The organism is Rhizobium sp. SG741 (assembly GCF_012275435.1).
Classification (GTDB): Bacteria; Pseudomonadota; Alphaproteobacteria; order Rhizobiales; family Rhizobiaceae; genus Rhizobium; species Rhizobium lusitanum.
This window is the reverse complement of the sequence record NZ_JAAZQP010000004.1, coordinates 311,601-330,519: the sequence shown is the minus strand read 5'-3', so window position 1 is coordinate 330,519 and position 18,919 is coordinate 311,601. Positions and strand designations below refer to the sequence as shown.

At 60.0% G+C, this 18,919-nt stretch carries 18 protein-coding genes; 13 read left to right on the top strand and 5 right to left on the bottom strand.

From position 1 onward, the window contains the following. Positions 1-102 precede the first annotated feature (102 nt). The 5 genes from FHT29_RS13115 to FHT29_RS13095 all read left to right on the top strand — a co-directional run bounded on the left by FHT29_RS13115 (position 103) and on the right by FHT29_RS13095 (position 4,591). Positions 103-564, top strand: coding sequence for an iron-sulfur cluster assembly scaffold protein (locus tag FHT29_RS13115; protein WP_037202234.1), 462 nt, complete (start codon positions 103-105; stop codon positions 562-564). Positions 565-579: 15 nt separating this feature from the next. Further along, a complete protein-coding gene (gene yidD, locus FHT29_RS13110; RefSeq protein ID WP_168599739.1) occupies positions 580-999 on the top strand; it encodes a membrane protein insertion efficiency factor YidD in 420 nt (139 codons plus the stop codon). 4 nt (positions 1,000-1,003) lie between these two features. Beyond that, positions 1,004-1,534, top strand: a complete 531-nt coding sequence (locus tag FHT29_RS13105; RefSeq protein ID WP_168599738.1) for a DUF1697 domain-containing protein — start codon at positions 1,004-1,006, stop codon at positions 1,532-1,534. Positions 1,535-1,661: 127 nt separating this feature from the next. Continuing rightward, a complete protein-coding gene (gene thrS / locus FHT29_RS13100) occupies positions 1,662-3,647 on the top strand; it encodes a threonine--tRNA ligase (RefSeq protein WP_168599737.1) in 1,986 nt (661 codons plus the stop codon). Between the two features lie 104 nt (positions 3,648-3,751). Then, on the top strand, positions 3,752-4,591 hold the full coding sequence (locus FHT29_RS13095) for a lysophospholipid acyltransferase family protein (protein ID WP_047556692.1): 840 nt from the start codon (positions 3,752-3,754) through the stop codon (positions 4,589-4,591). A 48-nt stretch (positions 4,592-4,639) separates the two neighbouring features. Here FHT29_RS13095 and FHT29_RS13090 read toward each other — a convergent pair whose 3' ends face one another. Further along, the gene (locus FHT29_RS13090) at positions 4,640-5,758 is read right to left on the bottom strand and encodes a hypothetical protein (protein WP_168599736.1); all 1,119 of its coding nucleotides are present in this window, start codon (positions 5,756-5,758) and stop codon (positions 4,640-4,642) included. A gap of 110 nt (positions 5,759-5,868) precedes the next feature. On the opposite strand from FHT29_RS13090, the gene FHT29_RS13085 reads away from it, so the two are divergent. From FHT29_RS13085 to FHT29_RS13070, 4 genes are all read left to right on the top strand, one after another. Beyond that, on the top strand, positions 5,869-6,456 hold the full coding sequence (locus tag FHT29_RS13085; RefSeq protein WP_168599735.1) for a nitroreductase: 588 nt from the start codon (positions 5,869-5,871) through the stop codon (positions 6,454-6,456). Beyond that, entirely contained in the window at positions 6,456-7,061 is a 606-nt protein-coding gene (locus tag FHT29_RS13080; protein WP_047556697.1) for a flavin reductase family protein, read from the top strand. The genes FHT29_RS13085 and FHT29_RS13080 overlap by 1 nt, the downstream gene beginning before the upstream one ends. A 104-nt stretch (positions 7,062-7,165) precedes the next feature. Continuing rightward, positions 7,166-8,320, top strand: coding sequence for a DUF2336 domain-containing protein (locus FHT29_RS13075; RefSeq protein WP_168599779.1), 1,155 nt, complete (start codon positions 7,166-7,168; stop codon positions 8,318-8,320). Between the two features lie 33 nt (positions 8,321-8,353). Further along, positions 8,354-8,818, top strand: coding sequence for a GNAT family N-acetyltransferase (locus FHT29_RS13070; protein WP_047556701.1), 465 nt, complete (start codon positions 8,354-8,356; stop codon positions 8,816-8,818). 9 nt (positions 8,819-8,827) lie between these two features. Here FHT29_RS13070 and FHT29_RS13065 read toward each other — a convergent pair whose 3' ends face one another. From FHT29_RS13065 to parE, 3 genes are all read right to left on the bottom strand, one after another. After that, positions 8,828-10,006: an AI-2E family transporter gene (locus FHT29_RS13065; RefSeq protein WP_047556703.1), complete on the bottom strand. Its 1,179-nt coding sequence runs from the start codon at positions 10,004-10,006 to the stop codon at positions 8,828-8,830. A 137-nt stretch (positions 10,007-10,143) separates the two neighbouring features. Next, a complete protein-coding gene (locus FHT29_RS13060; protein WP_047556810.1) occupies positions 10,144-11,277 on the bottom strand; it encodes an esterase-like activity of phytase family protein in 1,134 nt (377 codons plus the stop codon). A 150-nt stretch (positions 11,278-11,427) separates the two neighbouring features. Beyond that, positions 11,428-13,491, bottom strand: a complete 2,064-nt coding sequence (gene parE / locus FHT29_RS13055; protein ID WP_037202211.1) for a DNA topoisomerase IV subunit B — start codon at positions 13,489-13,491, stop codon at positions 11,428-11,430. Between the two features lie 204 nt (positions 13,492-13,695). On the opposite strand from parE, the gene FHT29_RS13050 reads away from it, so the two are divergent. From FHT29_RS13050 to FHT29_RS13035, 4 genes are all read left to right on the top strand, one after another. After that, positions 13,696-14,592 (top strand): alpha/beta fold hydrolase, encoded by an 897-nt coding sequence (locus FHT29_RS13050; RefSeq protein WP_047556812.1) that lies wholly within the window; start codon positions 13,696-13,698, stop codon positions 14,590-14,592. Between the two features lie 140 nt (positions 14,593-14,732). Further along, positions 14,733-15,503 (top strand): triose-phosphate isomerase, encoded by a 771-nt coding sequence (gene tpiA, locus FHT29_RS13045; protein WP_047556707.1) that lies wholly within the window; start codon positions 14,733-14,735, stop codon positions 15,501-15,503. A 114-nt stretch (positions 15,504-15,617) separates the two neighbouring features. After that, positions 15,618-16,148: a preprotein translocase subunit SecG gene (gene secG, locus FHT29_RS13040; protein WP_037202205.1), complete on the top strand. Its 531-nt coding sequence runs from the start codon at positions 15,618-15,620 to the stop codon at positions 16,146-16,148. A gap of 144 nt (positions 16,149-16,292) precedes the next feature. Next, complete coding sequence (locus FHT29_RS13035) at positions 16,293-17,921, top strand: CTP synthase (RefSeq protein ID WP_037202202.1); 1,629 nt, start codon at positions 16,293-16,295, stop codon at positions 17,919-17,921. On the opposite strand, the gene ftrA is transcribed toward FHT29_RS13035, so the two are convergent. Beyond that, a complete protein-coding gene (gene ftrA / locus FHT29_RS13030) occupies positions 17,884-18,900 on the bottom strand; it encodes a transcriptional regulator FtrA (RefSeq protein ID WP_168599778.1) in 1,017 nt (338 codons plus the stop codon). The two genes, FHT29_RS13035 and ftrA, sit on opposite strands and share 38 nt — an antisense overlap. Between the last annotated feature and the right edge of the window lie 19 nt (positions 18,901-18,919).

Sequence of the window (18,919 nt, the reverse complement as noted above, 5' to 3'; positions counted from 1 at the left end):
CATACATATAGTATGGCATTGTCCCTGTGAAAGTGTCCTGAATGGACACGCTGTGTTTTTTATTGCGAAACGCAACACAGGTGCATCGGAGCAGAATCTGTGATGGACGACATCTACAACAGCAAAATTCTGGAGTTTGCCGGCAATATCGGCCGAATCGGCAGTCTTCCTGACGCCGATGCCACTGCCCAGGCCCATTCCAGACTGTGCGGTTCTCGCGTAAAAATCTGGCTAAAAATGGACGGCGACGTCGTGACCGATTTTGCCCACGACGTCAAGGCCTGCGCGCTCGGTCAGGCATCATCCTCGATCATGGCCCGCCACGTCGTCGGAGCTTCGGCGGAAGAACTGCGCCAGGCACGCGAGGATATGCTTGCCATGCTCAAGGCAGACGGCGAGGGGCCGAGCGGGCGCTTCGAGGACATGCGCTACCTAAGGCCGGTGAAGGATTACAAGGCTCGCCACGCATCGACGATGCTGACATTCGATGCCGTCGTCGATGCGATTGGGCAGATCGAGGCGGCACGCCAGGGCGGAAACGCCAAAACGGCCGAAGCCGTCTGATCGAGGTGCCGAGCAATGTGTCAATTCTGTCTCATGCAGGACGATGATGAAGACGAGGGCGGCGCTGCAGCTCCAAGGAGCGCGCGACGCGATGCTCAGCCATCCGGTGGAAAGGCACAATCTCGCAATTATTCCGGCCCCTTCCGCAAGACGCCCGACCGGCTCTTCGGCATGGGCTTCATTCGCCTGTATCAACTGACCCTTTCTGGCTTTGTCGGCAATTCCTGCCGCCACATACCGACCTGCTCTGAATATGGCTATGAGGCGATTGCCCGCCATGGCCTGTGGGCCGGCGGCTGGATGACACTGTTTCGCGTGGCGCGCTGCGGCCCTGGAGGCACGAGCGGGCTCGATCCGGTGCCCTGCCAGTTGGAACGCCGTTACCATTGGTGGACGCCCTGGCGTTATTTCCGCCTTGGGCAAAAGGTTGCCTGACCGCATGGCGGTTTATGTCGCGCTGCTGCATAGCGTCGTGCTCGGCGCCGGCCGCAGAGTGGTCATGGCAGATCTCAAAGCGATGGCGGAGGAGCTTGGCTTTCGCAATGCCAGAACACTCGTCGCAACCGGCAATCTGATTTTCGAGAGCGAAACGCAGACGATTGCGTCCATCGAGGCGCAGCTCGAAGCTGGTTTTGTCAAAGCCTTCGGCAAGCATGTCGACATCATCGTGCGAGACGCCAAGACATGGCTGAAGCTTGCCGAGGGCAATCCCTTTGTCGACGGCATCGGCAGCGAGGTCGCCATTCGCGTCATGCGTCAGCCGCTGGAGCCTCAGATTCTCGAAGTGCTTGCGAAATACCGGCACAGCGGCGAGCGCATGGCGATCGTTGACGGCGATCTCTGGATCGATTTCGGGCTCAAGGCCAGCGAGACGAAATTATTGCCGGTCCTGACGACCAAGCGGCTTGGCATTGGAACGATGCGAAACTGGAACACCGTGCGCGGTTTGGCCGAGATGATCGACCGCTAGCGCCGCTTTTTCTTTACTAGACAGAGAAATAAAGCTATCAGGCGCGCGGTTCCAAGCTGCGTCTGTTTGGATCTTCATCTTTAAAACCACCCGCATTCGTTGGCGGGACTGGACAAGGAGAATATCGATGTCCCAATCCGTTTCCCTGACATTTCCCGATGGTTCCGTGCGCAGCTTCGCTGCCGGCACGACCGGTCGCGATGTCGCCGAATCCATTTCCAAATCGCTGGCCAAGAAGGCCGTCGCAGTTGCCATCGACGGCACTGTGCGCGATCTCTCCGATCCGGTAACCGACGGCAAGATCGAGATTGTCACCCGCACGGACGACCGCGCGCTGGAGCTCATCCGGCATGACGCAGCGCATGTGATGGCGGAAGCGGTACAGGAACTCTGGCCGGGAACGCAGGTCACTATCGGCCCGGTTATCGAGAACGGCTTCTACTACGACTTCGCCAAGAACGAGCCCTTCACGCCCGATGACCTGCCGGTCATCGAGAAGAAGATGCGCGAGATCATCCAGCGCAATGCGCCGTTCACCAAGCAGATCTGGTCGCGCGAGAAGGCAAAGGAAGTCTTTGCCGCCAAGGGCGAGCGCTACAAGGTGGAATTGGTCGATGCCATTCCTGAAGGTCAGGACCTGAAGATCTACTATCAGGGCGATTGGTTCGACCTTTGCCGCGGTCCGCATATGGCCTCGACCGGCCAGATCGGCACGGCCTTCAAGCTGATGAAGGTGGCCGGCGCCTATTGGCGCGGTGACAGCAACAATCCGATGCTGACGCGCATCTACGGCACGGCCTTTGCCGAGCAGGCCGATCTCGACAACTATCTGCACATCCTTGCCGAGGCCGAGAAGCGCGACCATCGCCGTCTCGGCCGCGAAATGGACCTGTTCCATTTCCAGGAAGAGGGCCCAGGCGTCGTCTTCTGGCACGGCAAGGGCTGGCGCGTCTTCCAGACGCTGGTGTCCTACATGCGCCGGCGGCTGCAGGGCGACTATCAGGAAGTCAACGCGCCGCAAGTGCTCGACAAATCGCTCTGGGAAACCTCCGGTCACTGGGGCTGGTATCGCGACAACATGTTCAAGGTCACCGTTGCCGGCGACGATACGGATGACGATCGCGTCTTCGCGCTGAAGCCGATGAACTGCCCTGGCCATATCCAGATCTTCAAGCATGGCTTGAAGTCCTACCGCGAACTGCCGATCCGCCTTGCGGAATTCGGTGCCGTGCATCGCTACGAGCCTTCGGGCGCGCTGCACGGGTTGATGCGCGTGCGCGGCTTCACGCAGGACGACGCGCATATCTTCTGCACCGACGAGCAGATGGCGGCCGAATGCCTGAAGATCAATGATCTGATCCTCTCGGTCTACAAGGATTTCGGCTTCGATGAGATCACCATCAAGCTGTCCACACGTCCGGACAAGCGCGTTGGCTCCGATGCGCTCTGGGATCGCGCGGAAAGCGTGATGATGAATGTGCTGGAGACCATCCAGCAGCAGTCGAACAACATCAAGACCGGCATTCTGCCGGGCGAGGGCGCGTTCTACGGGCCTAAGTTCGAATACACGCTGAAGGACGCCATCGGCCGTGAATGGCAGTGCGGCACGACGCAGGTCGACTTCAACCTGCCGGAACGCTTCGGCGCGTTCTATATCGACCAGCATTCCGAAAAGACGCAGCCTGTCATGATCCATCGCGCCATCTGCGGCTCGATGGAGCGCTTCCTCGGCATCCTGATCGAGAACTTCGCTGGCCACATGCCGCTTTGGGTCTCGCCGCTGCAGGTCGTCGTGGCGACGATCACCTCTGAAGCCGATGCTTACGGCGAAGAAGTTGCCGAAGCGTTGCGTGATGCGGGCCTCAACGTCGAGACCGATTTCCGTAACGAGAAGATCAACTACAAGATCCGCGAGCATTCGGTGACGAAGGTTCCTGTCATCATCGTCTGCGGCAAGAAGGAAGCGGAGGAGCGCTCGGTCAATATCCGCCGCCTCGGCAGCCAGGCTCAGACGTCGATGTCGCTCGATGAGGCGATCGCATCGCTTTCCCTCGAAGCGACGGCGCCTGACATTCTGCGCAAGAGGGAAGCCAAACGCGCAAAGGCCGCTTGATCTCAAATCCTGCCTGACGACACGTTCATGGTGCCGTCAGGCAACTGACATAGAGCGGCAATGCAGCGCCTGGAGCACAAGGAGCGGGGCAGCCCGTTGCGGATTTGGATTTCAAAGAATTATCCTACGCCAATGAACGGGATACGCGCATCAAGCGCTGGTTCATCCGTTCGATCGAAGGCCTGTCCGGGCGTGATCGCTATGCCCGGCTCTATGACATATGGCGGAGCGATATCGTCGGCAAAGGCGAGCGTGTCTTCGGAAAGATGCTCGATCTCATCGACATCAGGCTGGTCGCAAAGGGTGAATGGCCGCCACGCGATATTCCCGCTGCACCGATCGTCATCGTCGCCAACCATCCCTTTGGTATCGGGGATGGGATCGCCGTGTTGGCGCTTGCCGAAGAGCTCGGCCGCCCGTTCAAGGTGCTGATCAACAACGAGCTGTTGAAAGTGCCTGAAATGAACGACTATTCGCTGCCGGTTTCCTTCGAGGAAACGAAGGAGGCGATGGCGATCAACATGAAGACGCGCCACGAGGCCGTTCGCCTGCTCAAGGAAGGCACGACGATCATCGTCTTTCCGGCCGGCGGTGTCGCGACAGCCAAAAAAGGCTTCGGACGCGCCGAAGATCTGCCGTGGAAGATATTTCCGGCTAAACTGATCCAGGCGGCACGCGCCAGCGTCATTCCCATCTATTTCGAAGGGCAGAACGGCCGGCTGTTTCATCTGGCGAGCCGCCTTTCGATGACGCTGCGCATCTCGCTGTTGATCCGCGAATTCCGGCGCCTGTCCGGCAGCACGATCACCGCCCATATCGGCACGCTGATGAGTTGGGAAACGCTGAGCGAGGGAAGCGATCGCAAGGATCTTCTCTCGAAACTCTACGGCGCGGTCTTTTCGATGGCACCACCCAGGAAGATGCCGCGGCGAAAAGCAGGATGAGGGGCGAGGGCCTTTAGCCTTCAGCCGCGGGAAAAGCCGCTCTCGCCGTCAATCCATGCTTTCGCCCTCGCCACCTGCCGGCGTCAATTGTTCGTAGGTCGGCAACGGTTGTTGAGTGGATGTGGCCGGTTGCGTCTGCGGGGTCTGGCTTTGCCGCATCTGCGGCATCTGGATGGGCAGTTGCTGGGCTGGCTGCTGGTCGTCGGCATCCTGAGGCTGCTGTTCCTTCATCAACACTTCCACATCCGTGTTCGTGCCGGCTACCACAGTGAAATCGCGCTGGTAGATCTTGTCCTTGTTGCGGGCGACGGCGGTATAGCGACCTTCGGCGAGCACCATGGTCGGAAAGGCGCTGAGGCTTTCGCCGACGATATCGCCGGCAGATGTCAGGATCGACCAGGCGGTGTCGGCGATCGCTTCCCCGCCGGCATCAGACACGAGCTTGAGCGTGATCTTTGCGGCGCGGTGCTGGATGGTCGCCTCTGTCACCTTGCCGGCCTCCACCTGGATATCGGCGCGGATGACTGCGTTGACGGCACCGTATTCGGAAACGATGTGGTAGGTGCCGGCGCTGAGGCCCACCAGCGTGTTCGGCTTCACATCGGCCATGACTAAGCCGCGCTCTCCGTCTTCCTTGGCTTCACTGGAATAGATCGAGAAGCTCAGCTCGGCAGGCGGGATACGGACATCGGATCCGGAAACGGCGTTCAGCACCATGCCGCCGGCATCGAGGACCATGGTCTGCTTTTGCGTGTCGCCCGTTTCCGGCACGCTCAGCTTCTTGGTGACGCCCGCACGGCCGAAGGAGACGTTGACGAAATAATCGCCGGGCAAAAGATGGAAGGACGCCGAGCCACCCTTGGAGCTGGCGACCAGCGGCAGCTTGCCGTCAGCGCCGGCATTGGGGCTGAAGACATACCAGGACAGACCCTGCTGCTGCGTACCGCTCTCAGGCGTCAGCTTTGCCTCCAAGGAAACGTCGCGCAATGTGCGTGACGCCGAATTTTCGCCGTTCGGCGCCACGAAGGCGTTGAGCTTCGGCATCTTCACACTGCCGTCAAGCTGCTTGAATTCCTTGAAGGCGTCCTGGGCGGAAGCGACCGTGCTCAGGCTGGCGAATATCGCGAAAACCGCGCTCAATCGGCGAGCGGATGAAATGCCTGACATGGGTTCCCAACCGATTGACTTCCGGTAAAACACAGGCCACTTCAAAACCAATGCCATGGCAAATTCAAGACCCACATCCTCCCATACGCCAAAATGAAAGCAATCACTCAATGAAAACCGATATCAAGCTGGTCGATTATCTCGCAGTGCGCCGATCCATTCCCGCGTTTCAAATGGCGGAGCCGGGTCCGGACAAGCCTGAGATCGAGGAGATTCTCCGGCTGGCCTCGCGCGTGCCCGATCATGGCAAGCTCGCCCCCTGGCGTTTCATCGTCTATCGCGGCGAGGAGCGGGCGCGCATCGGCGAGGAGTTGCTGAAGCTCGCGCTGGAGGCCAAGCCGGATCTGTCCGAGGAGATGATCCAGGTGGAGCGCACCCGCTTCACCCGCGCGCCGGTCGTCATCGCCGTCGTCAGTAAGGCGGCGCCGCATTTCAAGATCCCGGAATGGGAGCAGTTGATGTCGGCGGGAGCGCTCTGCCTCAACCTGCTGATCGCAGCGAACGCCCACGGCTGGGTGTCCAATTGGCTGACCGAATGGTTCGCCTATGATGAGCGCGCCTATCCGCTGCTCGGGGTCGAGCCGGGCGAGAAGGTTGCCGGCTTTATTCACATCGGCTCCTCTGCCTTCCCGCCCGTCGAACGTCCGCGTCCGGAATTGATTGAAACCGTAACTTGGGTGGGCGGTGAGGACGCGTGATGTTCTACACGACGGATACCAACAGGCACGGCCTCGCGCACGATCCTTTCAAGGCCATCGTCGCGCCGAGGCCGATCGGCTGGATCGGCAGCAAGGGCAGGGACGGCTCGCTGAACCTGTCGCCCTATTCTTTTTTCAACGCGATCAGCGATCGGCCGAAGCTGGTGATGTTTTCCTCCGCCGGCCGCAAGGATAGCGCACGCAACGTCGAGGAAACGGGCGCCTTCACTGCCAATTTCGTCAGCCGCAATCTCGTTGAAAAGATGAACCATTCGTCGATCGGCGTACCCTACGGCATCAACGAGTTCGAGTTGGCCGGTCTGACGGCGAAGCTTGGCACGCTGGTCGATGCGCCTTATGTCGGGGAAGCCTTTGCCGTACTCGAGTGCCGGGCAACCGAAATCCTTCAGCCCAAAGGTCTCGATGGGGAGGTTTCGGAAAATATTATGGTCATCGGCCAAGTGGTCGGCATCCATATCGACGAGACGATCATCCGAGATGGAAGGCTTGATATGGCGCTTGCGCGGCCGGTCGCGCGCATGGGCTATATGGATTACAGCGAAGGCAGCGATGTCTTCGAGATGATACGGCCCAAGGCACCTTGATACGCCTGCAAGCATTAGTGGTTAATAAATAAGGTAAACGCGCCGTAAACCTTTCCCCGGTAACGTGGAGAATATGAGTTTGCGCGGCGGGAATCGTCTCGCTGATATCGGGGCGTTACGTGATCATAGAAGCATTTCTTCGCTGGGCCGAAACCGCCAAAGCAGAGAACAGGGCAAGGGCGGCCAATGCGCTCGGTCGAGCCTATCTGCAATCGGAAATGCCAAGGGAAGAACGCACCGCCGCAGAAATGGCCATGACCTATCTGCTTGATGATCCGTCGCCGCGCGTGCGGCTCTCGCTTGCGGAGGCGGTCGCTGCCTCGGCGAATGCGCCGCGTAACGTGATCTTGTCCCTTGCCGAGGATCAGCCCGAAATCGCGGGTCAGGTCATTCTCTTCTCGCCGGTATTTACCGATGCCGATCTGGTCGATCTCGCACTGCGCGGTAGTGACGTGACGCGCGTCTTGATCGCTTCTCGCGGGCATGTGCCGAGAACGGTCTGTGCAGCACTCTGCGAAATCGGCGGAGAAGCCGAAATCCTGTGTCTTCTGGAGAATGACGGCGCATTGCTTCCGCACGCTTCGCTGAAGCGGATAGCGGAGCGGTTCGGCGACTGTGCCGATATACGCGGCCTGCTTTTGTCCCGCGATGCCTTGTCGTCCGATATTCGGCACCTGCTGATGCATCGCGTCAGCGAGGCCCTGTCTGGCTCAAGCCTGATACAGGCGACGGTCGGCAGCCACAGGCTGCAGCAGGTGACGCGCGAGGCCACCGAATCGGCAACCGTCGCCATCGCCGGCTCAGCTCAACATGATCATTTGCCTGACCTGGTGGAGCATCTCAGGCACAGGGGCTGGCTGACGCCAGCTTTCCTGATGCATGCGCTATGCTCCGGCAAGGTCGATTTCTTCGCTGGCGCGATCACCAATCTTTCCGGCTGCGACGAACGCCGCGTGCGCTCCATTCTGTCAAGAGGTCGCGTATACGCCATTCGCGCGCTTTACGAGAGCGCAGGATTATCCCGCGATATCAGCACCGTCTTCGTGGAGGCGACGCTGATCTGGCGCGAGGCATCACGCGAGAACGGCGCGGCCATGCTGGAAAATGTTTCTGCGCGATTGATACGCAAATTCCGCCTTGCCGAGCAGCCGCCCGCCGCGACCATGCAACTGCTCGATATGGTGGAAAAGCTCGCAAACGCCGAAAGGCGGCAGACGGCGCGCAGTTTCGCCGCGCTGGCGACCCTCGCGGCCGCGTGATATTCAGCGCGCATCTTATCTTCGAGGTGCGTCTTGCCGCTGACTATTGCTATCGAATGCCCGCGCCAGGATGGCGTCGTCCGTCTTCTCGATATGTCGAACGCTTATGTGGAATCACTCTATCCCGCTGAAAGCAATCACATGCTCGATTTGGCATCACTGGAAAAGCCAGGCGTGACCTTCTGGGTTGCCAGGATCGCGGGAGATATCGTCGGGTGCTGCGCCCTGGTGGAAGCAGGCGATGGCACGGCGGAAATCAAGCGCATGTTCGTCGATCCCGTCGCCAGGGGCCGCAGTGTCGCCCGCAAGCTGATGGAGACGCTCGAAGCGGCAGCGGCCGAAAGAAACCTTAGGGCAGTTCGGCTCGAAACCGGCATATATCAGCCGGAAGCGATCGGCCTTTACAGAAGGTTCGGCTATCACGAGATTGCCGCCTTCGGCAGCTACCAGCCAGATCCGCTGAGCCTGTTCATGGAAAAACGACTGACGAAAGAGTAAGCGTGGAACTCACCCGTCAGAACCGTCTCGAACATGCAGCTGCAGTTCCGGCTCCTGCGCATGCTGTTCCTCGGTCAATTCCGCCTCGCGAATCCATTCGCGCCAAATGGCGACGATGATCGCCATTAGCACCGGACCGATGAAGAGGCCGAGGAAACCCATGGTCTTCACGCCGCCGACCAGGCCGAAGAAAGTCGGCAGGAAGGGCAGCTTGATCGGGCCGCCGACAAGCTTCGGGCGAAGCGTCTTATCGACGATGAACAGCTCGATCGTCCCCCAAAGAAACAACGCGATGCCCGCCCAAAACGAGCCGCTGGCGACAAGATAAATCGAAACAAGCGACATCGAGAGAGGCGCGCCGCCCGGCACGAGGGCCATCACGCCTGTGAGAACACCGAGCGTGATCGCCGACGGGGCACCGGCAATCCAATAGGCCACGCCAAGCACGACACCCTCGCCGATGGCGATCAGCGTCATGCCCATGACGGTCGAACTGATCGTCGCCGGCACGACACGTGAGATCCGCTCCCAGCGGTTCGGAAGGATTCGCTCGCCGAGCAGATCGACCTGACGAACGAATGTCGAACCATCGCGATAGATGAAGAACAGGGCTATCAGCATGAACAGCAAGGTCAGCACGACGTGGAAGGCACTGCCACCGGCCGCAAGTACGGCCCTGTAGATATTGCCGATATGCGCGCCACTGATGAGTTGCGCCAGTTCACCGATGGAGCCAGGACTACCGATATATTGCGTCCACTGATCGCCAAGCCATGGGCCAACGAGGGGCAGCGCCAAAATCCATTGCGGCGTCGGCGCACCGTCGCGGTTGACATGGACGGCCCAGCCGAACCATTCGCGCACTTCGCCGGCCATATAGACGGCAGAAAGAATGATCGGCAGCACTAGAAACGTGACGATGAAGATGATGGCGATAGTAGCCGCAATCGTCGTGTTTCCGCCGGTGCGGCGCACCAGATCGCTGTAAAGCGGCCATGTGGCGAAGCCGATGACCCCAGCGGCCATAACCGGAACGAGAAAACCGTAGAAGAAATAGATGCCGGCAATAGCGATCAGAATAAGCAGCCAGCGCGCCGCGGAAATGGATGGAATGAGCGGCATGCGCGCATGTGCGCTCGACCCTAGCCACCGATGCTCCTTAGGCTTATGACGTTCAAATACACCCACCCGACTTACTTCGCCCCTCTTTATTAGATCAACCGGTTATGGGGTATGATCTAGGCTGTTTCAAGAGCACCAGCCTGAAAGGCTCTTTATTCCGTCGCCGTGACAGTAACACGACTGGCACGCGAATAAGAAAGGCGTCACGAGGGACGGCGGATCACCTTGAAGGCGAAAAACTGGGTCTTCTGCGTCGGGTTGAAATTGTTGTCGGCGACGAGGATCAATACGTCCGTGCCATCCTTCGCCTTGCCGAAAGTAATGCCTTCGATATTGTCGGGTGCCAGGCCCAGCGCGCGCAGATCCATGATCTGTACCTTGCGCACAGGCACGATCCGCTGATCGGTCTTAGCAAGGGAAGGGATGTTCGAAACATCGGTCGCACCATCGAGATCGAACATGTTGATCACGACCGAATTGCCGACACCTTGCGCATAGCCGCGCTCGATCGACAGGAGGTGGCGATCGTCAAGCGCCATGATCTCGGACATGCCGAAGTCATTCCAGCCGCTTGCCATGGAGGGCGCCTGCGGTATGGGCGAGATCGGGTAGACATATTGCGCCTTCTGCTCGCCGCTTGCCGCATCGTAACGGATGAGGCGGGCGAGCGCGCCGGCGGTCAGCGTCGTGATCGGTCCATCCTGGTAAAGCGCGGATTCCGTGCCGACCAGCAGATCGCCACCGGAGAGAAGGGCCAGGCCTTCGAATGCGAGGTTGTCGCGGATGCCGGTGCTCTTGTTGGCTGTGGGAGCAAATCCGACCGGTAAGGGAAGTTCGCGCACGAAGCTGCCATCGCGGTTGGCAACGCGCACGAAGGGCGGCGACAGCGCCTTGCCGTCGCCTTCGCTACTCCAATAGATGCCGTCCTTGCCGAAGCGAATGGATTCGGCATCCACCTTTCGCAAAGCGAAAGGCTGGCCATCCTTGTCCTTCAAGTTGACATGATCGACAACCGTTACCCCTTTCAGGCCGCTGACGCTCACATCGATATCGAGATCGTAGAAGCGCGCCGGGGCCTTCTCGGAGCGGTCATCGCTGATTGAGATATAGCGGCCGGTGGACGGATCGAAATCGATGCCCGAAAGGCCACCAACCTCTACTCCATTTTCCATGAAACCGGTCGGGATATCGTAGTTGCCGAGATAGGAAAGGCTGATGCCGGCCTTGCAGTCGCCGAAGGGGCAGGGCACGTCGATGGTAGCGCCGATATCGGCGGCATGAGCGGCGTGGCCGAAAAGCAGAACGGCGGCGACAGTCGTCAAAAAAGGCTTCAGCATAGGGATAAAACAAATCCGGATGAATGGGATGATGGCATTCAAGGCCATGCCGCCATCTACGCATCCGTCCATGACGGCTTCGTAACGAATATCCGTCAGTTCAATAAAATATCGCCGGGAGTCATTGCCCGCGGCGATCTGCTGCTGCGGTCAAATATCGAGATTCTCCGCGAATGCCGCGCGTTCCTGAATGAAGCGGAAGCGAGCGTCAGCCTTGGTGCCCATCAGATTGTCGACGGCGTCGCGCGTGCCTTCGAAATCGACCTCGTCGATCACGACACGCAATAGCGTGCGTTTCGAGGGGTCCATCGTCGTTTCCTTGAGCTGGGCAGGAAGCATTTCGCCCAAGCCTTTGAATCGGCTGATTTCGACCTTGCCTTTGCCCTTGAATTCGCTCTCCATCAGCTCCAGCCTGTGGGCGTCGTCGCGGGCATAGATGGATTTCGAACCCTGCGTGATCTTATAGAGCGGCGGAACAGCCAGGAAAAGGTGGCCACCGCGGACCAGTTCGGGCATCTCCTGATAAAAGAAGGTAATCAGCAGCGAGGCGATGTGCGCACCGTCGACGTCGGCATCGGTCATGACGACGATGCGCTGATAGCGAAGATCCTCCTCGCGATATTTCGACCGCGTGCCGCAGCCGAGAGCCTGGACCAGGTCAGCGATCTGCTGGTTGGCGGAAAGCTTCTCGCGGCCGGCGCTGGCGACGTTGAGGATCTTGCCGCGCAGCGGCAGGATGGCCTGATTCATGCGGTTGCGCGCCTGCTTGGCGGAGCCACCGGCCGAATCACCTTCGACGAGGAAGAGTTCAGCGCCTTCGGCGGTGTTCTGCGAACAATCGGCAAGCTTGCCCGGTAGGCGCAGCTTGCGCACGGCCGACTTGCGGTTGACTTCTTTTTCCTTGCGCCGGCGCATGCGCTCCTCGGAGCGCTCGATCACCCATTCCAGCAGCTTTTCTGCTTCGGTCGGATTGTCGGTGAGATAGTGATCGAAAGGATCGCGCAAGGCGTTTTCGACGATACGCTGTGCTTCGACGGATGCGAGCCTGTCCTTGGTCTGGCCGACGAATTCCGGCTCGCGGATGAAGATCGACAGCATGCCGACGCCTGATATCATCACGTCTTCGGTGCTGATATTGGCCGCACGCTTGTTCTGCGTCAGTTCGGCGTAGCTCTTCAAGCCCTTGGTGAGCGCGATACGGAAGCCGGCCTCGTGCGTGCCGCCTTCAGGGGTCGGGATGGTATTGCAGTAGGAATGGACTTGCGGATCGCCGCCATACCAGGTGATTGCCCATTCCAGCGAGCCGTGACCGCTTTCCTTCTCCGACTTGCCGGCGAAGATCTCGCGGGTCACGGTGAACTCGTTGCCCATTGTTGCCTTGAGGTAATCCTTCAAGCCGCCCGGGAAATGGAAGACCGCCTTTTCGGGAATATCAGCCCCTTCGGGCGCCAGTTCGGCATCGCAGCTCCAGCGAATTTCGACGCCGCCGAACAGATAGGCTTTGGAACGGGCCATGCGGAAGACGCGGGCCGGATCGAACCGGGCATGATCGCCGAAGATTTGCGGATCGGGATGGAAGCGGACGCGGGTGCCGCGACGGTTGTGGATATCGCCCAGTTCTTCGAGGCCGCCGGTCGGCAGGCCACGCGAAAAGCGCTGACGATAGAGCTTGCGATTGCGGGCGACCTCGACTTCCAGATCGTCCGACAGCGCGTTGACTACCGAAACGCCGACGCCGTGCAGGCCGCCCGACGTCTCGTAAGCCTTGCCGTCGAACTTACCGCCCGCATGCAACTTCGTCATGATGACTTCGAGCGTCGACTTACCGGGCACCTGCGGATGGTTTTCCACCGGAATGCCGCGACCATTGTCGGTGACGGTCAAATATCCCTGCCGGTCGAGATAGACCTCGATGAAATCGGCATGGCCGGCGACGGCTTCGTCCATGGCATTGTCGATCACCTCGGCGAAGAGATGGTGCAGCGCCTTTTCATCCGTGCCGCCGATATACATGCCGGGACGCATGCGCACCGGCTCGAGTCCTTCGAGAACGCGAATGGAGCTGGCGCCATATTCCTCGGCCGAAGATGTTGTCGGCGCAGCGCGCGGTGACGGAGCGGCTGCAGGCTTTTCCGCCTTGACGTCAGGCTTTTCCACCGCTTTCGGCTTCGGCGCGCGGGGTAGTCCGGAGAAGAGATCGTTGCTGTTATCCATGGAACTTTAAGCTGCTCAGATTTGTCCTGGTGGGGCCAGATCCCTTTATTATCGCATTTGCGCTTGTTATTCGCGAATCATCGTCATTCTGACAGAAACGGCACACAAGCGCGATGGCGCCCCATGAGGGGGCAGATTCAAAAAAGATTTGCGTTGCCGGGTGATGAATGGCAAGCCCGCAGGCTGATCGGAGGAAGTGTCCGCATGCGAATGTCCACAGCTCATTTGTCGATCCTGACCGCAATATCAAGCATCCTGCTTCTGGCGACAGCGTCTGTCGCTAGCGCGGACATGCTGAAACCCTTCAAGGATGAGCTGTTTTCCAATGAGACCGTTCTTGAAAGTCACGACAACGGTGCGTTCCAGACGATCGATTACCAGGAAATGCGGGATATCAACAGCCGCGACCAGATTCCCGAGAAGCGCGTCAAGCCGGCTTATGTCGATACCGGCGTCCGCTGGAAAGCCCAGCAGGACGAGACCCTGCAGCTCGGCGACCGCAAGCTTGACGTCACGCGGATCGGCCCGGCGTCGGGCCAGGCCTTCACCGTCATTTTCATTCACGGCCGCGGTGGCGACCGCCGGCTCGGCTCCAACGACGACACCTTCGGTGGCAACTTCAACCGACTGAAGAACCTCGCCTACAGGAATGGCGGCACATATTATGCGCCGAGCGTCAAAGGCTTCGACAGCACCGGTGTCGCCGATATCGCGGCGTTGATCCGCTATTCCTATGAACAATCCGGCGGCAAGCCCGTCATCCTGACCTGCGCCTCCATGGGCAGCTTCGTCTGCTGGGGCATCACCCGCGATGCCGAAAGCGTCAAGCGCCTGAAGGGCATGGCGATTCTGAGCGGTGTGACGGACCCGGATTTCACAAAAAGCGCCTTCTACAAGGCAAAGCTGCCGCTATGGTTCACCCATGGCAGCAGAGACCCGGTCTATGCGGCGGCCGATCAGCAGGCCTTGTTCGAGAAGCTCTACAAGGCGCATTACCCGACACGTTTCACGCTTTTTGCCACAGGAAACCATGGCACGCCTGTGCGCATGACCGATTGGCGGAAGGTGCTGAACTGGATCGTCGATCCGCAAGCATCGTGAAACGCATCGGGCAATTCGATCTATTTTCCGGATAAGCAATTTTTCAAACGATTTTAACCCGTCCCGGCCCCATTCGATAACTTTCCTTTCCTCGACAGTTTTGTTAGGCCGACAGGTGGATCAAGGGGGAGAAGATCGGAATGACGAAGACCATACGGCCGCTTCTGGCCGGAAACTGGAAGATGAACGGCACGCGTGCGAGCCTCGATCAGATCAAGGCGATCGGAGACGGCGTCAAGACGCCGCTGTCGGACAAAATCGATACGTTGCTCTGCCCCCCGGCCACCTTGCTCTACGTCGCGACCGCGCTCTGCGACGACAGTCCGCTGGCGATCGGCGCCCAGGACTGCCACCAACAGGTCAGCGGCCCGCATACCGGCGACATCTCAGCCGAGATGATCGCTGACTGCTTCGGCACCCATGTCATCGTCGGTCATTCCGAGCGGCGCAGGAATCACGCGGAAAGCGATATGCTGGTGCGCGCCAAGGCGCATGCGGCCCATGAGGCCGGGTTGACGGCCATCATCTGCCTCGGCGAAACTGCCTATGAGCACAATAGCGGCCAGACGCTTGATGTGCTGAAGCGGGAATTGGCGGGATCGGTCCCGGATGATTCGACGGCGGAATCGACCGTGATCGCCTACGAGCCCGTGTGGGCGATCGGCAGCGGCCTAATTCCGACCCGCGAAAATATCGAGGAAGCCCATGGTTTCATCCGTTCCGAACTGGTCGAACGCTTCGGCAACGGCGGCGCGGGCATGCGCATCCTCTATGGCGGATCGGTCAGCGGCGCCAATGCCCGGGACCTTCTCGATATTCCCAACGTCAACGGCTTGCTTGTGGGTGGTCAAAGCTTGAAAGCGGTTGACTTCCTCGCCATTTATGCCGCATTCGAACGACAGTTCGCCTGACGGACCCACTTGCCCGGACTTCCGGTGTCAAAAGGGCTTGGATTAGGCGAGAGCCTCATGTAAAGAGCCGCGAGCTTTTCTTTTTGATGCCCGCATGCGGGCAGGACTGGACCTATGCAAACCGTACTGCTTGTCATCTATCTCATGGTTGTTATCGCCCTTATCGGCGTGGTGCTGATTCAGCGCTCCGAGGGTGGCGGCCTTGGTATCGGCGGCGGATCGGGCTTCATGTCCGCGCGCGGTACGGCCAATGCGCTGACGCGCACCACCGCCATCCTGGCTGCGCTCTTCTTCGCACTGGCGCTCGGCATGAACGTGCTGTCGCGATTCGAATCGCGACCGACCGACATTCTCAACCGTATCCCGAGCACGGCGGGCCAGGGCAACGGCATTCTCGATTCGCTTGGCGGCCAGAAGGGTTCCGCACCGGCAACGACGCAGCCGAAGCCGGCCGATAATAGCGGCGTTCCGAACAACGGCGCTGTTGCTCCCCAGTCGCAGGCGACGCCGCCTGCAACGACGAACCAGCCGGCAGCTGCAACGTCCGCGCAGCCGGCTCCAGCCGCCACCGGTCAGCAGACCGCGCCGGCGGCCACGGCGCCCGCGCCCGCCCAAAGCGGCGGCGACGTTCCGACCGGCAAGTAAGCCCGGTCGGCCCAAGATCATCCCCGGCAGGTCTTCGGATCTGCCGGTTTTGTTTTGTCGATATTCCGTCTTCTGTGTCCAAAATTCCGGAAACGAATTTTAGGGCTAGCGGAATCATTTGTGAAAAGGTATCCGGTGACTCCCATGGCGCGATATGTATTCATCACTGGCGGCGTGGTTTCTTCCCTCGGAAAAGGAATTGCGGCCGCGGCTCTCGGAGCGTTGTTGCAGGCTCGTGGTTATCGAGTCCGCCTGCGCAAACTCGATCCCTATTTGAACGTGGATCCGGGCACAATGAGCCCGACCCAGCACGGCGAGGTCTTCGTGACCGACGACGGAGCGGAAACCGACCTCGATCTCGGCCACTACGAGCGCTTTACCGGTCGCTCGGCCACCAAGACCGACAACATCACCACCGGTCGCATCTACAAGAACATCATCGACAAGGAACGCCGCGGCGACTATCTGGGCGCCACCGTTCAGGTCATTCCGCATGTCACCAACGAGATCAAGGATTTCGTCACCGAAGGCAATGACGACTATGATTTCGTCATTTGCGAGATCGGCGGCACCGTCGGCGACATCGAAGCCATGCCGTTCATGGAAGCGATACGCCAGCTCGGCAACGACCTGCCGCGCGGCACCGCGATCTACGTCCACCTGACGCTGATGCCCTATATTCCCGCGGCCGGCGAGCTGAAGACCAAGCCGACGCAGCATTCCGTCAAGGAACTGCAGGCACTCGGCATTCATCCCGACATTCTGCTCGTACGTGCGGATCGCGAGATTCCGGAAGCAGAGCGTCGCAAGCTTTCGCTGTTCTGCAACGTCCGTCCCTCGGCCGTCATTCAGGCGCTCGATGTCGCCAACATTTATGATGTGCCGATGGCCTACCACAAGGAAGGCCTCGACAACGAAGTGCTAGCCGCCTTCGGCATCGAGCCGGCGCCGAAGCCGCGCCTTGACCAGTGGGAAGAAGTCTGCAATCGCATCCGCACGCCGGAAGGCGAGGTGACCATCGCCATCGTCGGCAAGTATACCGGCCTCAAGGATGCCTATAAGTCGCTGATCGAAGCGCTGCATCACGGCGGCATCGCCAACCGGGTCAAGGTCAATCTCGAATGGATCGAATCCGAGGTCTTCGAAAAGGAAGACCCGGCGCCCTATCTCGAGAAGGTTCACGGCATTCTGGTGCCCGGCGGCTTCGGCGAGCGCGGCTCCGAAGGCAAGATCCTTGCAGCCCGCTTCGCGCGCGAGCGCAAGGTGCCTTATTTCGGCATCTGCTTCGGCATGCAGATGGCGGTCATCGAAGCGGCCCGCAACCTTGCCGGCGTCGAACATGCATCGTCGACGGAATTCGGACCGACGCCAGAGCCTGTCGTCGGCCTGATGACCGAATGGTTGAAGGGCAATGAGCTGCAGAAGCGCACAAAATCCGGCGACCTCGGCGGCACCATGCGCCTCGGCGCCTACAAGGCGGCTCTCAAGAAGGGCACGAAGATTTCGGAGATCTACGGTTCGAACGACATCTCGGAGCGCCATCGCCACCGCTACGAAGTCAACGTCGATTACAAGGACAGGCTGGAAGACTGCGGTCTCGTCTTCTCCGGCATGTCACCAGACGGCGTCTTGCCGGAAACGGTCGAATATTCGGACCATCCCTGGTTCATCGGCGTCCAGTATCACCCGGAACTGAAATCCCGGCCGCTGGAACCGCATCCGCTGTTCTCCAGCTTCATCGAAGCGGCGACGGAACAGAGCCGGCTGGTTTAAGGGCGGCAAATCGCTTGCGGTAGTCGCTCGGGCTGACCGCAAGCCTCTCCCGAAAGTGATGGCGCATGGTGGCGAGCGATCCAAACCCGCTCGCCACGGCCACGTCATCAAGCGAAATGGCGGCCTGCTTTTCCAGCAGATCGCGAGCGCGACGCAACCTCTCTCCCAACAACCATTCGCCCGGCGACATGCCGGTGGTCGCCTCGAAGCGGCGCTGGAAGGTCCGCACGCTCATGCCGGCCCGTGCGGCGAGCGTGGCTATGGCCTGATCATCGTGCAGACGCTCGCGCATCCATTCGAGTAACGGCCCCAGCCGCGCGCCTTCGCGCTGCTTCAACACAGGGGTCTCGATGTACTGCGCTTGTCCGCCCTCGCGATGTGGAGGCACCACCAACCGACGCGCAACACTGTTGGCGACATCAGGTCCGAAATCCCTGCGCACGACATGTAAGCAGAGGTCGATCGCGGCAGCGCTTCCGGCGGCAGTCAGCACGCTATCCTCATCGACGTAAAGCACATCGGCATCGACGGTGATGTCCGGATAGCGCGCGGCGATCGAATCGACATAACACCAATGCGTCGTCGCCTTGCGTCCGGCGAGCAGCCCGGCGGCGGCAAGGACGGCAACGCCCGAGCAGAGCGACATGATGCGTGTGCCCCGACTGCTGGCCGACTGCAGCTCAGCGATCAGAGGAGCGGGGACAGGCGCCCCGATCCCGCGCCAGCCCGGCACGATGATCAGATCGGCGTCAGCAAGAACATCAAGCCCGCGATCAACCTGGACCGTGAGGCCGCCCGCGGCACGCAACGGGCCATCCTCGATGGCGCAAGCGGAAAAGCGGTACCAATCGTCACCCATCTCCGGCCGCGGCAGGCCGAAGATCTCATAGGCGACGCCGAATTCGAAGGTACAGAGCCCGTCATAGACGAGGGTGACGACATGCGGTCCGCGAAGCGACGATGCAGGAGCGTTTGGCATGATATTGACGTTATATGGC

Bases quoted from the DNA above. Each gene is read 5' to 3' on its own strand.
- tpiA (WP_047556707.1), top strand. From the start codon at position 14,733: ATGACGAAGACCATACGGCCGCTTCTGGCCGGAAACTGGAAGATGAAC.
- yidD (WP_168599739.1), top strand. From the start codon at position 580: ATGTGTCAATTCTGTCTCATGCAGGACGATGATGAAGACGAGGGCGGC.
- FHT29_RS13035 (WP_037202202.1), top strand. From the start codon at position 16,293: ATGGCGCGATATGTATTCATCACTGGCGGCGTGGTTTCTTCCCTCGGA.
- ftrA (WP_168599778.1), bottom strand. From the start codon at position 18,900: ATGCCAAACGCTCCTGCATCGTCGCTTCGCGGACCGCATGTCGTCACC.
- FHT29_RS13060 (WP_047556810.1), bottom strand. From the start codon at position 11,277: ATGCTGAAGCCTTTTTTGACGACTGTCGCCGCCGTTCTGCTTTTCGGC.
- FHT29_RS13105 (WP_168599738.1), top strand. From the start codon at position 1,004: ATGGCGGTTTATGTCGCGCTGCTGCATAGCGTCGTGCTCGGCGCCGGC.
- FHT29_RS13080 (WP_047556697.1), top strand. From the start codon at position 6,456: ATGTTCTACACGACGGATACCAACAGGCACGGCCTCGCGCACGATCCT.
- parE (WP_037202211.1), bottom strand. From the start codon at position 13,491: ATGGATAACAGCAACGATCTCTTCTCCGGACTACCCCGCGCGCCGAAG.
- FHT29_RS13085 (WP_168599735.1), top strand. From the start codon at position 5,869: ATGAAAACCGATATCAAGCTGGTCGATTATCTCGCAGTGCGCCGATCC.
- secG (WP_037202205.1), top strand. From the start codon at position 15,618: ATGCAAACCGTACTGCTTGTCATCTATCTCATGGTTGTTATCGCCCTT.
- FHT29_RS13115 (WP_037202234.1), top strand. From the start codon at position 103: ATGGACGACATCTACAACAGCAAAATTCTGGAGTTTGCCGGCAATATC.
- FHT29_RS13090 (WP_168599736.1), bottom strand. From the start codon at position 5,758: ATGTCAGGCATTTCATCCGCTCGCCGATTGAGCGCGGTTTTCGCGATA.
- FHT29_RS13050 (WP_047556812.1), top strand. From the start codon at position 13,696: ATGCGAATGTCCACAGCTCATTTGTCGATCCTGACCGCAATATCAAGC.
- thrS (WP_168599737.1), top strand. From the start codon at position 1,662: ATGTCCCAATCCGTTTCCCTGACATTTCCCGATGGTTCCGTGCGCAGC.